Raw genomic sequence first — 13,075 nt, 5'->3', positions numbered from 1 at the left:
CGAGCTGCTGGGCCGTGACTCCCAGCAGGTCGTACGGGCGCACACGGACGGTGTCGACCGGTACCTGGCCGTGCACAGGGGCGCCCCGGGCTGCGATCCCGCGCGCGTGCGGGCGCGAGCGTACGAGAACTGCCGTACGGGCCGGGTCGGCCGCGACGCGCGCACCGGGGTGGTCGTCGCCGAGCTGCTGTTCGACGGGCCGCTGGCGGCCGGCGAGACGTACCTCTTCGGCTACGGCTTCGACGACGGTACGGGCGGCCCGTGCGCGGAGTACGTACGCGGCTTCGCCTACGCGGGCTCGCAGTACGTCCTCCAGGTCCGCTTCGACAGGGCGGCGCTGCCCGCGCGCTGCCGGCGCTTCGCCCAGGTCCCGGCGGGTGCGCCGCGTGCGGGGCGGAGCGATCTGACGCCGGGGGCGGTGAGCCGTTCGGTCCACCTGGTGGAGCAGGGGGTCAGGCCGGGGGTGCTGGGGATCGACTGGGAGTGGGAGTGAGCGGCCTCAGGCCTTCGGCGCCGGGCTCTTCGCGGCGGCTTTCGGGCCCGCGATGAGATTGCCGTCCTCGTGCGTGAGGGGCACCTCGGGCAGCGGTACGGTCGCGGGCCCGTGCACCGCCTCGCCCGTGGTCAGGTCGAAGCGGCTGCCGTGGCAGGGGCAGTCACCGATGGTGCCCTCGACCTTGTAGAGCAGACAGCCGGCGTGGGTGCACTGCGCGCTGAACGCCTTGTACTCGCCCTTGGCCGAGCAGCTGACGACCACCCGCTGGTCCTTGTAGAGCTTGGCACCGCCGACCGGCACGGCCGAGGCGGCGCCGAGGGGTTCGGGCGCGGTGGGGGTGGGTGTCTCGGCGTGCCCCAGCTTGGACTTGGTGGAGCAGGCGGCCACGCCGAGCCCGGCCGCACCGGCGAGCACGGCGCCCTTCAGCACGGAACGGCGCGGGGCAGTCAGGCCGGACATGGTGTCTCCACTGGTCAGGGGGGTGGGTACAGATGCGACGATACCGGGGCCGGTCCGGCCGCCGGGACGGGGGCCGGGGCAGTGCCTGTCCCGGCGTCCGCCGCGCAGCCGGCGCACGGTCACGGCGGTGCGCACGTTAGGGCGGTGCGCGTGGTGAGGGCGGTGCGCGTGATCGCGGCGGTGCGTGTGATCGCAAGGCGGCCGGAAGCCCCGGTGGCGGAGCCACTCAGGCTTGTCGCCGACGCGGCGGGCGCGCGTGCCAGGGATCGCGACTCCGCACAGCGCGCCGGGAGGGCGCTAGATTCGGCTCCGTGATCGTCGTCGCCGGAGAGTCCCTGATCGACCTGGTCCCCCAGGAGCGCGCGGACGGTGTGCTCGCGCCGCTGCTGCCACGCCGCGGTGGCGGCCCGTACAACACGGCCGTCGCCCTCGGCCGGCTCGGGGCGGCCACCGGCTTCTGCTCCCGGGTCTCGACGGACGCCTTCGGCGAGACGCTGCTCGAAGGGCTGCGCTCGGCCGGGGTCGATCTGTCGCTCGTCCAGCGGGGTCCCGAGCCGACCACCCTGGCCGTGGCGACGCTCGGCGCCGACGGGTCCGCCGGTTTCGCCTTCTACGCGGAGGGCAGCGCCGACCGGCTGTTCACCCTGCCGCCCGCGTTGCCGCCGACGGTGCGGGCGCTGGCCCTCGGCACGTGTTCGCTGGTGCTGGAGCCGGGAGCGAGCGCGTACGAGGCGCTGCTGCGCCGGGAGGCGGGGCGCGGGGTCTTCACCCTGCTCGACCCGAACATCCGCGCGGGACTGATCCCGGACGCCGCGGCCTACCGCGCACGGTTCGCAGGCTGGCTGCCTTCGGTGTCGCTGCTGAAGGTATCGGAGGAGGACGCCGACTGGCTGGCAGGCTCCCCCGGGACATGGTCGGCGCTGGGCCCGGCGGCCGTCGTCCTGACCAGGGGCGGCGACGGACTGACCGTACGGACGGCGGACGGCACGGAGGTCTCGGTGCCCGCCGTTCCTGTCGACGTGGTGGATACGATCGGCGCGGGCGACACGATCAACGCGGCACTCCTGCACGGCCTCGCGACGCGGGACGCCCTGACCCCGCGGGCCGCCGCGACGCTGGGCACGGACGGCTGGCGCGAGGTCCTGGCCTTCGCCGCGCGGGCGGCGGCGCTGACCTGCTCCCGCACGGGCGCGGAGCCGCCGTACGCGGCGGAGCTGTCCTGAGCGATCGGCGGCGTCCGACGCACGTCAGGTGAGGAACGCGGTCAGCGCGGCGCTGAAGGCCCTCGGGGCTTCCGTCCAGGGCAGGTGCCCGGCGCCTCGTAGCGTCGTACGGGTCACGTCCGGGAGCGCGGCCGCCAGGGAGTCGACCGCCCGGCGCGGGCGGATGTCCTGTTCGCCGTCCACGATCAGGACCGGGATGTCCAACGCGGCGCACCGCTGCCGCAGTTCGTCCGTCGCGAGGCTGCGGCTGACTTCGGCGTTGATGGTGCGGTTGCATGTGTGGTTGACGCCGAGCCACGGTGTGGCCATCGCCTCGGCGTGTGCCAACGCCCGGTCGGGGTCAGGGTCGGTGAAGTCGGCCGACCACTGGAGGACCGCCGGCTCCCGGTCCTCCGCCTCGGTGCGGCTGTCGCCGCGCTCGCGCAACTCCTCCGAGCGGGCGCGGTGTTCGCCGAGCCGCCGGCCGAAAGCGGCGTGGTACGGCGGGCGCCAGGTGGACTCGTCGTCGATGCCGGTGCCGGAGACGTAGACGAGCCGGCTGAACCGGCCGGGGTGGGCGAGCGCGTACCGCAGGGCCAGTTGCGCGCCCCAGGAGTGGCCGAGCAGCGCCGTACGGTCGAAGCCGAAACGGGCCCGTACGGCGTCGAGATCGGCGACGGAGCGGCCGATGCCGTACGGACCCGAGCGCTGGGAGCGGCCGCAGCCGCGCCGGTCCCAGCGGATCACCTCGCGGCCGGGCAGCAGCGCCGCCACGTCCGCGAGGGTGTCCCAGATGCCGGGGCCGCCGTGGCAGAGGACGACGGGCGCACCGCCCGTACCGCCGTCCCCCGCCCGCGCGGCCCAGAGCCGTACGCCGTCGTCCGCCCGTACCGTCCCGATCGCCGCCGCCCCTACTTCGCCTTCGCCGTCCGCTTGGCCGGGGCCTTCTTCGCGGTCGTCGACTTCGCGGCGGTCGTCGTCTTCGCCGCCGTCGTCCTGGTCGCGGCCTTCGTCTTGGCTGCGGCCGCCGCCGTCTTCCGCGCCGGCGCCTTCTTCCGCGCCGGCGTCGCGTCGCTGATCCGGTCCGCGTCGAGGATGTCCCGCAGGAACTTGCCGGTGTGGCTCGTCGGGACGCCCGCCACCTGCTCGGGGGTGCCTTCGGCGATGACGAGACCGCCGCCGTTGCCGCCCTCGGGACCCATGTCGATCACCCAGTCCGCCGTCTTGACGACGTCCAGGTTGTGCTCGATGACGATGACCGTGTTGCCCTTGTCGACCAGCCCCGACAGCACCGTGATCAGCTTGCTGATGTCCTCGAAGTGCAGCCCGGTGGTGGGCTCGTCCAGGACGTAGACCGTGCTGCCGGTGGAGCGCTTCTGCAGCTCGCTCGACAGCTTCACCCGCTGCGCCTCGCCGCCCGAGAGGGTCGGCGCGGACTGGCCGAGCCTGACATAGCCGAGGCCGACCTCGTTGAGCGTCTTGAGATGGCGCGAGATCGTCGGGACCGCCTCGAAGAAGTCCAGCGCCTCCTCGATCGGCATGTCCAGGACCTCGGCGATGGACTTGCCCTTGTAGTGGACCTCCAGGGTCTCGCGGTTGTACCGCGCGCCGTGGCAGACCTCGCACGGGACGTAGACGTCCGGGAGGAAGTTCATCTCGATCTTGATCGTGCCGTCACCGGAGCAGTTCTCGCAGCGGCCGCCCTTGACGTTGAAGGAGAAGCGCCCGGGGAGATAGCCCCTGACCTTGGCCTCCATCGTCTCGGCGAAGAGGCGGCGGACATGGTCGAAGACGCCGGTGTACGTCGCCGGGTTGGAGCGCGGCGTACGGCCGATGGGCGACTGGTCGACATGGACGACCTTGTCGACCAGATCGTCACCCTCGACCCGGGTGTGCCGGCCCGGCACCGACTTCGCGCCGTTCAGCTCGCGGGCCAGATGCGTGTACAGGATGTCGTTGACCAGGGTCGACTTGCCCGACCCCGAGACGCCCGTGACCGCGGTGAAGACACCGAGCGGGAAGGACACGTCGATGTCCTGGAGGTTGTTCTCCCGGGCGCCGTGGACGGTGAGCTGCCGCTCGCCGGTGACCGGCCTGCGGATCTCCGGGGTCGGGATGGCCCGCTTCCCCGCCAGGTACTGACCGGTCAGCGACTCCTTGTTGGCGAGGAGTCCCTTCAGGGAGCCGGAATGCACGACCTTCCCGCCGTGCTCACCGGCGCCGGGGCCGATGTCCACGACCCAGTCGGCCACCTTGATGGTGTCCTCGTCGTGCTCCACGACGATCAGGGTGTTGCCCATGTCACGCAGCCGGACCAGGGTCTCGATCAGCCGGTGGTTGTCGCGCTGGTGCAGCCCGATGGACGGCTCGTCCAGCACGTACAGCACGCCGACCAGGCCGGAGCCGATCTGCGTGGCGAGCCGGATGCGCTGGGCCTCGCCGCCGGACAGCGTGCCGGCCGCGCGGTTCAGCGAGAGGTAGTCCAGGCCGACGTCGACCAGGAACCTCAGCCGTTCGTTGACCTCCTTGAGCACCCGCTCGGCGATCTGCTTGTCGCGTGCGTTCAGCTTGAGCTTGCCGAGGAAGTCGGCGCAGTCGCTGATGGACAGCGCGGAGACCTCGGCGATGGACTTGTCCATGACCGTCACGGCCAGCACGAGCGGCTTGAGCCGGGTGCCGTGGCAGGTCGGGCAGGGCACCTCGCGCATGTAGCCCTCGAAGCGCTCCCTGCTGGTGTCGCTCTCGGCCTCGGAGTGGCGCCGCTTGACGAAGGAGACGGCGCCTTCGAAGGCGGGCGTCGTGTAGGCGCGCTCGCGTCCGTACCTGTTGCGGTAGCGGACCTCGACCTGGGTCTTGTGCCCGTACAGCAGCGCCTTCTTGGCGCGCTGCGGCAGCGCGGCCCACGGCACGTCCGTACTGAAGTTGAGCGCCTTGGCGAGGCCGCCGATCATGCGGCCGAAGTACTCCCTGGTGTGGCCGTGCGACCACGGGTGGATCGCGCCCTCGTCGAGCGACTTGTCCTCGTCGGGGACGATCAGCTCCGGGTCGACCTCCATGCGCGTCCCGATGCCGGTGCACTCGGGGCAGGCGCCGAACGGGGAGTTGAAGGAGAAGGAGCGCGGCTCCAGCTCCTCGAACGAGAGGTCGTCGTACGGGCAGTACAGATGCTCGGAGTACATCCGCTCGCGCTCGGGGTCGTCCTCGGGGAGGTCGACGAAGTCGAGCACGACCATGCCGCCGGACAGGCCGAGCGCGGTCTCCACCGAGTCGGTGAGCCGCCGCTTGGCGCTGTCCTTCACGGTGAGGCGGTCGACGACCACCTCGATGGTGTGCTTCTCCTGCTTCTTGAGCGTGGGCGGCTCGCTGAGCTGGATCGTCTGCCCGTCGACCCTGGCCCTGCTGTACCCCTTGGTCTGCAGATCGCCGAAGAGGTCGACGAACTCGCCCTTGCGCTCGCGCACGAGCGGCGACAGGACCTGGAAGCGGCTGCCCTCGGGCAGTTCGAGCACCTTGTCCACGATGGCCTGCGGCGACTGGCGGGCGATCGGCCGGCCGCACTGGGGGCAGTGCGGCTTGCCGATACGGGCGAACAGCAGCCGGAGGTAGTCGTAGACCTCGGTGATGGTGCCGACCGTCGAGCGCGGGTTGCGCGAGGTCGACTTCTGGTCGATCGAGACGGCCGGCGAAAGCCCCTCGATGAAGTCGACGTCCGGCTTGTCCATCTGACCGAGGAACTGCCGGGCGTAGGAGGACAGCGACTCCACGTAACGGCGCTGCCCCTCGGCGAAGATCGTGTCGAACGCGAGGGAGGACTTGCCCGACCCGGAGAGCCCGGTGAAGACGATGAGGGAGTCACGGGGGAGGTCGAGCGAGACGTTCTTGAGATTGTGTTCGCGAGCGCCACGGACGATGAGACGGTCGGCCACGCCGGTCCGCACCTTTCTGGAGAGAAGCAGGGGCGGAGCCCCCTTCCCAGACTACGGGGGGTCGCCAGAGCGATGGATTGCCAAGCTGTGGATTGCGGCACAGGAACCGCCGGGCTGCTTTTCGCCCCGTTCCAGAATGCCTGTCACGAGCCTATAGCACGCGCATTCGATTTACGGCCGGTCTCTGCCTCCTTCACCCGATCGAGTGGTGCCATGGCTCTCCGCTATCGTCGGCGCCATGACTGATCACGTGCGCGACCTGGCGTCGGTACACGAGGCGACCGAACGGCTCCTGACGGCAGCCGCCGGACTGGACAACGCGGCGCTCGCCGCTCCGTCACGGCTGCCGGGCTGGAGCCGCGGTCATCTGCTGGCCCACATCGCACGTAATGCGGACGCCCTGGTCAATGTTCTGGAGGGGCGTCCTATGTACAAGGATGCCAAAGCGCGTCAAGCCGACATCGACCGTGACGCGCCCCGGCCGCTCGAAGCGCAGCTCAGCGACGTACGGGAGAGCGCGGCGCGGTTCGAGAGGGCGGCGAGCGCCCCGGCGGACTGGAGCCGCACCATCACGATGCGCAACGGCGTCACGGACACGGCGGCCCGGGTGCCGTTCCGCCGCTGGGGCGAGATCGAGCTGCACCACATCGACCTGGACGTGGGCCGCACGCTCGACGACCTGTCCGACGAGTTCACCGGCCGTGAGATCGACTTCCTCGCCGAGCGCTTCGCCGGGAACGCGGACGTCCCGCCGCTCGCCCTGACCACCCCCGACGGCCGGACCCGGCACACGGGCAGCACGGACGGCACCCCGCTCGCCGTCTCGGGCCCCGCGGGCCGGCTGATGGGGTGGCTGGCGGGCCGCACGGACACCGCCCGGCTCAGCTCACCCGACGGCCCGCTGCCCGTCCTGCCCCCGCTATAGGCTGAGCCGTATGACGTACAGCGGAGTGGTGACGGTGGGCGGACGGGCGGATGTGCACGAGCTGCCCGAGCTGATGATCTCCAAGGCCGCTGTCGGGCCGATGAACAACAACACGTATCTGCTGCGCTGCCGGGCCACCGGGCAGCAACTGCTGATCGACGCGGCCAACGACGCGGCGACGCTGCTGACCCTGATCGGTGACGACGGCATCGTCTCCGTCGTCACGACCCACCAGCACGGCGACCACTGGCAGGCCCTGGCCGCGACCGTCGCCGCCACCGGCGCCCGCACGTACGCGGGCCGCGCCGACGCCCCGGGCATCCCGGTGCCCACCGACGTACTGGTGGACGACCTCGACACGATCAGCTTCGGCGACATCACCCTCACCGCCCGCCACCTGGTCGGCCACACCCCGGGCTCGATCGCCCTGATCTACGACGACCCGCACGGCCACGCGCACGTCTTCACCGGCGACTGCCTCTTCCCGGGCGGCATCGGCAACACCCACAGGGACCCGAAGGCCTTCGCGAGCCTGCTGCACGACGTGGAGACCAGGATCTTCGGCGAACTGTCCGACGAGACCTGGGTCTACCCGGGCCACGGCAACGACACCACCCTGGGCGACGAACGCCCCCACCTCCCGGAGTGGCGCACCCGCGGCTGGTAGTTCAGCGGTGTGATGCTCGGCTCCGCCCGGTCTACGCCATGTCACAGGTCAACGACAGCCGGTCCACAGGGGTCATGGACCGGCGAGGATGTCCCTCTCATACGCAGTCTCTGGGGGGATCATGGGCAGGATCAGTCAGGCAATGGCCAACGAGGCCACGAGAAACGCCCGTGCCGCCTTTGCCGAAGGGCGACACGTCCTCACCTTCAAGATCATTGAGGCATCATCCACCAGTCATATGACCGGCATCATGTCCGGGGTCGGTGAACAGATCGAAGCCATCGAGGCCGAGGGCTGGGCGCTGGCCGACATGACTGCGGCCACAGGCAAAGCGCTCTCCGGCAACCGCACAGCTCTCATCTGTCTTTTCCGGCGTGCGTGACAACGGTCCCGGATTCACCAGGCGGCGGCTCGGATCACTTGTGCGGCGATTTCCCGCACCGTCAAGCCGTCCGTGGGGATACGGGCCGTGCCTGCCGGGGCTTCGGTGTTCAGGCGGTGGGCCATGTGGAGGCTGCGTTCGATGTGGGCGGTCAGTTGTGAGCCGATCTCGCGTTGGGCGAGGCGTTGTCGCAGGGTGGTTTCTTCGGCCGTGAGCAGGACGCGGGTGGCTGTGACCTCGCCACCCATGGCGCGGCTGATCATCGGCTCTTCGAGGATGCTCACGGTATTGGTGTAGATCAGCCGGCTCCGGCCGAGAGCCGCGTAGTTCGACCAGACCGCCGTGATGTTCCGTTCGGTGATCCCGGTGAGATGGGGGTCGTCGGCGGGGGCCGGGTGGATCTGGCCCATGAAGTCGCCCTCGATCAGGCAGTGCGCGGTACCGCTCGCCTGGAGCGCCACGGACACCTCCCAGGCGACGCTCGTCTTGCCGACGCCCGCGCCACCGCCGATGAGCAGCAATTCGTATGAAGTCATCGCCGATTCTGTGCCCGGCCGCGGCGCATGCGGTGGCCTACTTCGCCTTCGTCCGTCTCCCACCAGGGGCGTACCCGGTCCTGTGGCTGCTCGGGCAGCGGGGTGGCCGGGGTGGCGGGTGAAGGGGCGGGCGCCGGGGTCAGTTCGTGGTCCAGGTGGGCGTCGAGTTCCGCTGTTCTGGCGCGTTCCGCGTGCCACCACTGGATGAACACCGCGATCAGGAACGGCAGCGCGACCAGTTCGGCGAGTGTGAGCATCAGGCCGCCGCCGAGCATCTGGTCCTGCTCGACGCTGGGGCCCCAGGTGCGGGGGTGCGTCGTGTACCAGTGGCCCGCCACCAGGGTGCCGCTGGTCATCACGACGATGCCGGGCACCGAGTCGAAGAGGCCGTCGAAGAAGACCAGGCCCGCCCTGACCGGGTGGGTGCACCAACGGGGCAGCAGTTCCTGGCGCGTGAGCATCGGCAAAACGAACAGGCAGCCGGTGAGCAGCAGTTGGGCGTGCATCAGCTGGCGGACCGGGTCGTTGGCGAGTGAGGTCGCGAAGTACGGCGTGAAGTAGATGGTCAGCTCGGAGGCGAGCACCAGGACCGTACTGACCAGCGGGAAGGTCAGCAGCCGGACCGGGCGGGAGGTCATCGCCGCGTGCAGGGGGCCGTCCGGGGCCGCGAGGCCGAGGGGGTCGCCAAGGGCCAGGCCGAGCGGGGCGAGCAGGTCGAGGAGGATGTTCTGGACGGCGGCGGGCCAGAACAGCACCCGGTCGTAGACGGCCAGCGAGGACATCGTCGCGACGACAATCATGCCGAGACCGAGGACGAAGAAGGCGGCGGTCCGCAGCGCCGGCCAGCCCTGGCCCGAGCGGGTGCGGCGGACCACTCCCGCCGTGTACAGACCGCCGAGGACGCCGACCGCGGCCAGTGCCACCGGGTCGGTCCGCCACGACGACAGCCCCCGGGCGAGCGTCAGTTCCGGCAGCACAAACGCACCTTCTTATCCGTTCCCGCCTCCGCCGTCCGTTTTCTCCGCTCACGGTAGACGCCGGGTCCCCGGCGCCGGAAACCGGGTCGCCCGTGGGCGGGCCGCGTCCTTACGATCGGCCGCATGCCGATGCCTGTCGTACCGCCCAAGCCCCGTCCCGGCGACCGTGTCGCTGTGCTCTCGCCGTCGTCCGGGCTGCCGGGGCTGCTGCCGCTCCCGTACGAGCTGGGGCTGACCCGGCTGGAGAAGGAGTTCGGCCTGGTGCCGGTGGAGTATCCGTCGACGCGGACGATGGGGGCGACCGCGCGGCAGCGGGCCGACGACATCCACGCGGCGTTCGCCGATCCGACGGTGAAGGCCGTGATCGCGAGCATCGGCGGGGACGACCAGATCACCGTGCTGCCGCTGCTGGACCGGGAGTTGATCCGGGCCAACCCCAAGCCGTTCTTCGGCTACAGCGACAACACCAATCTCCTGGCGTACCTGTGGAACACCGGGATCGTCGGCTACCACGGCGCGAGTGTGATGTGCGAGCTGGGCCGGCCGGGGGCGATGGATCCGCTCACCGCCGAGTCGCTGCGGGCCGCGCTGTTCACCTCGGGTCCGTACGAGCTGCGGCCCGCAGGGCGGTTCCGGGACACGGACCGCGACTGGGCGGATCCCGCGACCTTCGAGACCGAGCCGGAGACCCGCCCGGGCACGGGCTGGCGCTGGCACGGTCCCGAGCGGGTGGTCGAAGGCCGCAGCTGGGGCGGCAACGTGGAGATCCTGGCCTGGCTGCTGATGGCCGACCGGGAGATCGCCCCCGCCGCCGCGTACGACGGGTGTGTGCTGCTCCTGGAGACCTCCGAGGAGTTGCCGGCCGCCGATGAGGTCTTCGGGATCCTGCGCGCCATGGGCGAGCGGGATCTGCTGCGGCGCTTTCCCGCGCTGCTGATGGCCCGCCCCAAGACCTGGTCGCTGGAGCGGCGCAACAGTCCCGAGCAGGCCGCGCGCTACGCGCGTGAGCAGCGGGACGCGGTCCTGCGGGCCCTCGCGGTGTACGCGCCGGACACGGTGGCCGTCTTCGACGTGGACTTCGGGCACACCGACCCGCAGCTCGTCGTGCCGTACGGCGGGGTGGTGCGGGTGGACGGGCTCGCGCGACGGGTGACCGTCACGTACTGAGCCCGCCCACCGGGAGAGCCGGGCGGCACCGACACCGCCCGGCCCTGGCTCACGCCTCTATCCGGTCCTTCTCCGCGGCCTCGGCGGCCTCGCGCTCGGCCTGCTTCTTGTTGGCCAGCAGGCTGGTGATCGTGGTGATGATCAGCACACCGCAGATGACCGCGAGCGAGACCGGGATGGAGATCACCGGGACATGGACGCCCGTCTCGTGCAGCGCGTGCAGCACGAGCTTGACGCCGATGAAGCCGAGGATCACCGACAGGCCGTAGCTGAGGTGGACCAGCTTCTTGAGCAGTCCGCCGATCAGGAAGTACAGCTGGCGCAGCCCCATCAGTGCGAACGCGTTCGCGGTGAAGACGATGTACGGGTCCTGGGTCAGGCCGAAGATCGCCGGGATGGAGTCGAGCGCGAACAGCACGTCCGTCGTACCGATGGCGAGCATGACCACCATCAGCGGGGTCAGGATCCGCTTGCCGTTCTTCCGGATGAAGAGCTTCGTGCCGTCGTACTTGTCGGAGACGCCGAAGCGGCGCTCGATGTTCTTGAGGAGGCGGTTCTCCTCGAACTCCTCTTCCTCGTCGTCGGAGCGCGCCTCCTGGATGAGCTTCCAGGCGGTGTAGATCAGGAACGCGCCGAAGATGAAGAAAACCCAGGAGAAGCTGGCGATGATCGCCGCGCCCGCCGCGATGAAGATCGCGCGCAGCACCAGGGCGATCAGCACCCCGATGAGCAGCACGCGCTGCTGCAAGTGCGAGGGCACCGCGAACTTCGCCATGATCAGCACGAAGACGAAGAGGTTGTCGACGCTGAGCGATTTCTCCGTGATGAATCCCGCGAAGAACTCGCCCGACGCCTGGCCCGTCCCCCAGATCATCAAGCCGAGGCCGAACAGGGCGGCGAGGGCCACCCAGACGACCGTCCAGATCCCGGCTTCCTTGATCGACACGTCATGGGGCTTGCGCCCGATGAGGAAGTCGACCGCGATCAGGGCGGACAGACCGAGAATGGTCAGTGTCCACAGGGTCAATGAAACGTCCACTGCGCCTCCGGCGTTGTACGGCTACTTGTCAGCGTCGTCGCTGCCGGAGGTCTCTTCCACCCGAGCGGTCCTGCCGCTGTGCGGGCCGGCGCCCCGGGACCGATGGCGGTCCGTATTGACGGGTACGTCGCGTTACGGGAGTACTCCCCTCCGATAAAGGAAGAGTACAGCAAAGACCAAGGTTTGGTAAAGCGCTAGGTAAAGGATGGCCAAGTGCCCAGCTCAGCGCCGCCATTCGCGGCGCGCGTCCGCCACCCGTCCGAGCACCTGGAGCAGCACCTGACTGCCCGGCGCCACCGCCGGCGGCTCGTACGTCCAGACATGGCCGACCCACGGGTCGGCGAGGTGGTTGTCGGGCACCGGGGTCAGCCGCAGCAGGGAGCGCCAGAGCGGGTCGAGGACGGGCCCGTAGGCGCTCGCGTCCTCCCGGTCGGCGACCATCAGCAGATGCACACCGACCGAGGGGCCCTCGTCGGCGAGATAGCGGAGCTGGGTCACCGCGCGGTCGTCGAAGCCGTGCGGGAAGTCGTTGACGATCAGCAGCTGCTCCGCCGTGTCCAGCTCCGGCGGGAGTGACGAGGCGGCGCCGCCCCGTACCGCCATCTGGACCAGGTCGACCCGGCGCGTGAGCGCACCGAGCACGGCAGCCACACCTGCGGCGCCTGCGGCCGGCGCGGCGTCGAGCACCCCGGTCGAGGTGAGCGGCGTCAGCGCCGCCGCGGCCGAGCCCGCCGGGTCGATCACATGGACGGTGAACTCCCCCGGCGGGTAGACGGCCAGCAGCCGCGCCGCGTGGTTGACCGCCGTCTCCATCGCCAGCCGGCGCAGCTGGAACCCGTCCATCAGCAGGGCCTCGTCCGACGCGGTCCTGCCGCTGTCGACCCACAGGCCGCGCTCCAGCGGCAGCCGTACCAGCATCGGGATCCGCAGCTCCGTGCGCTCGGGCAGATGGACGTCCCCGAGGCGCAGCGCCATCGGGATCTCCATCGGCACCCGGTACCCCTGCCAGCCGGGGCTGTCCCAGCGGGCGTACGCGAGCGGCAGGGCGGGCTCGACGACCTCGGACTCCGCGACGAGCTGGGCCAGGTCGCGGTCGAGGACCTCCCGCGCCTGGGCGGCGAGCTGGTCGTGCTTGGCGCGGGCCGCTTCCCGCGCCGCGTCGCCCGCCCCGCCGATCCGGTTGCGCGGGTCGGACAGCACCCGGTCCAGTTCCTGTTCGAGACGGGACTCGGCGAAGTCCGTCGCGCTGCGGTACGCGGCGGCGGTACGGGCCAGGTCCTCGAACATGCCCCAGACCTG

At 70.6% G+C, this 13,075-nt stretch carries 11 protein-coding genes and 2 pseudogenes; 6 read left to right on the top strand and 7 right to left on the bottom strand.

Going from position 1 to position 13,075, the window contains the following annotated elements; translation table 11 throughout:
• Nucleotides 1–493 (top strand): annotated as a pseudogene (locus tag HY68_RS20400) (hypothetical protein); the annotation flags it as partial.
• Nucleotides 494–499: 6 nt separating this feature from the next.
• On the opposite strand, the gene HY68_RS20395 reads toward HY68_RS20400, so the two are convergent.
• Nucleotides 500–955 (bottom strand): Rieske (2Fe-2S) protein, encoded by a 456-nt coding sequence (locus HY68_RS20395; protein WP_041990911.1) that lies wholly within the window; start codon nucleotides 953–955, stop codon nucleotides 500–502.
• Nucleotides 956–1,266: 311 nt separating this feature from the next.
• Here HY68_RS20395 and HY68_RS20390 point away from each other — a divergent pair, with 311 nt between their 5' ends.
• The gene (locus tag HY68_RS20390) at nucleotides 1,267–2,178 is read left to right on the top strand and encodes a carbohydrate kinase (protein ID WP_041990910.1); all 912 of its coding nucleotides are present in this window, start codon (nucleotides 1,267–1,269) and stop codon (nucleotides 2,176–2,178) included.
• A 24-nt stretch (nucleotides 2,179–2,202) separates the two neighbouring features.
• On the opposite strand, the gene HY68_RS20385 is transcribed toward HY68_RS20390, so the two are convergent.
• Both HY68_RS20385 and uvrA read right to left on the bottom strand, forming a co-directional pair.
• Nucleotides 2,203–3,057 (bottom strand): alpha/beta hydrolase, encoded by an 855-nt coding sequence (locus HY68_RS20385; protein WP_041996672.1) that lies wholly within the window; start codon nucleotides 3,055–3,057, stop codon nucleotides 2,203–2,205.
• An 11-nt stretch (nucleotides 3,058–3,068) separates the two neighbouring features.
• Entirely contained in the window at nucleotides 3,069–6,083 is a 3,015-nt protein-coding gene (gene uvrA / locus HY68_RS20380) for an excinuclease ABC subunit UvrA (RefSeq protein WP_041990909.1), read from the bottom strand.
• 238 nt (nucleotides 6,084–6,321) lie between these two features.
• On the opposite strand from uvrA, the gene HY68_RS20375 reads away from it, so the two are divergent.
• The 3 genes from HY68_RS20375 (at nucleotide 6,322) to HY68_RS20365 (ending at nucleotide 8,057) form a co-directional block, all read left to right on the top strand.
• Nucleotides 6,322–7,008: a maleylpyruvate isomerase family mycothiol-dependent enzyme gene (locus tag HY68_RS20375; protein WP_041990908.1), complete on the top strand. Its 687-nt coding sequence runs from the start codon at nucleotides 6,322–6,324 to the stop codon at nucleotides 7,006–7,008.
• A 10-nt stretch (nucleotides 7,009–7,018) separates the two neighbouring features.
• Complete coding sequence (locus HY68_RS20370; protein ID WP_041990907.1) at nucleotides 7,019–7,675, top strand: MBL fold metallo-hydrolase; 657 nt, start codon at nucleotides 7,019–7,021, stop codon at nucleotides 7,673–7,675.
• A gap of 142 nt (nucleotides 7,676–7,817) precedes the next feature.
• Nucleotides 7,818–8,057 carry a hypothetical protein gene (locus HY68_RS20365; RefSeq protein WP_041990905.1) on the top strand — a complete coding sequence of 80 codons (240 nt, stop codon included), beginning with the start codon at nucleotides 7,818–7,820 and terminating at the stop codon, nucleotides 8,055–8,057.
• Between the two features lie 14 nt (nucleotides 8,058–8,071).
• Here HY68_RS20365 and HY68_RS20360 read toward each other — a convergent pair whose 3' ends face one another.
• Entirely contained in the window at nucleotides 8,072–8,593 is a 522-nt protein-coding gene (locus HY68_RS20360; protein ID WP_041990903.1) for a hypothetical protein, read from the bottom strand.
• Nucleotides 8,590–9,570, bottom strand: a complete 981-nt coding sequence (locus HY68_RS20355; protein WP_041990901.1) for a cytochrome c oxidase assembly protein — start codon at nucleotides 9,568–9,570, stop codon at nucleotides 8,590–8,592. The genes HY68_RS20360 and HY68_RS20355 overlap by 4 nt, the downstream gene beginning before the upstream one ends.
• A 123-nt stretch (nucleotides 9,571–9,693) precedes the next feature.
• On the opposite strand from HY68_RS20355, the gene HY68_RS20350 reads away from it, so the two are divergent.
• Nucleotides 9,694–10,737, top strand: coding sequence for a S66 peptidase family protein (locus tag HY68_RS20350; protein ID WP_041990899.1), 1,044 nt, complete (start codon nucleotides 9,694–9,696; stop codon nucleotides 10,735–10,737).
• A 49-nt stretch (nucleotides 10,738–10,786) separates the two neighbouring features.
• On the opposite strand, the gene HY68_RS20345 is transcribed toward HY68_RS20350, so the two are convergent.
• Together HY68_RS20345 and HY68_RS45330 are read right to left on the bottom strand one after the other, a co-directional pair.
• Entirely contained in the window at nucleotides 10,787–11,776 is a 990-nt protein-coding gene (locus HY68_RS20345) for a TerC family protein (protein ID WP_041990897.1), read from the bottom strand.
• A gap of 222 nt (nucleotides 11,777–11,998) precedes the next feature.
• Nucleotides 11,999–13,075 (bottom strand): annotated as a pseudogene (locus tag HY68_RS45330) (export associated protein); the annotation flags it as partial.

Origin of the sequence: Streptomyces sp. AcH 505 (assembly GCF_000818175.1) — a bacterium.
Taxonomy (GTDB): Bacteria; Actinomycetota; Actinomycetes; order Streptomycetales; family Streptomycetaceae; genus Streptomyces.
The sequence above is the reverse complement of the archived record's forward strand: the minus strand, read 5'-3'. Positions and strand labels throughout refer to the sequence as shown.

Coding starts and splice junctions, on each gene's coding strand:
- HY68_RS20395 (WP_041990911.1), bottom strand. CDS start 955: ATGTCCGGCCTGACTGCCCCGCGCCGTTCCGTGCTGAAGGGCGCCGTG.
- HY68_RS20375 (WP_041990908.1), top strand. CDS start 6,322: ATGACTGATCACGTGCGCGACCTGGCGTCGGTACACGAGGCGACCGAA.
- HY68_RS20370 (WP_041990907.1), top strand. CDS start 7,019: ATGACGTACAGCGGAGTGGTGACGGTGGGCGGACGGGCGGATGTGCAC.
- HY68_RS20365 (WP_041990905.1), top strand. CDS start 7,818: ATGGCCAACGAGGCCACGAGAAACGCCCGTGCCGCCTTTGCCGAAGGG.
- HY68_RS20360 (WP_041990903.1), bottom strand. CDS start 8,593: ATGACTTCATACGAATTGCTGCTCATCGGCGGTGGCGCGGGCGTCGGC.
- HY68_RS20350 (WP_041990899.1), top strand. CDS start 9,694: ATGCCGATGCCTGTCGTACCGCCCAAGCCCCGTCCCGGCGACCGTGTC.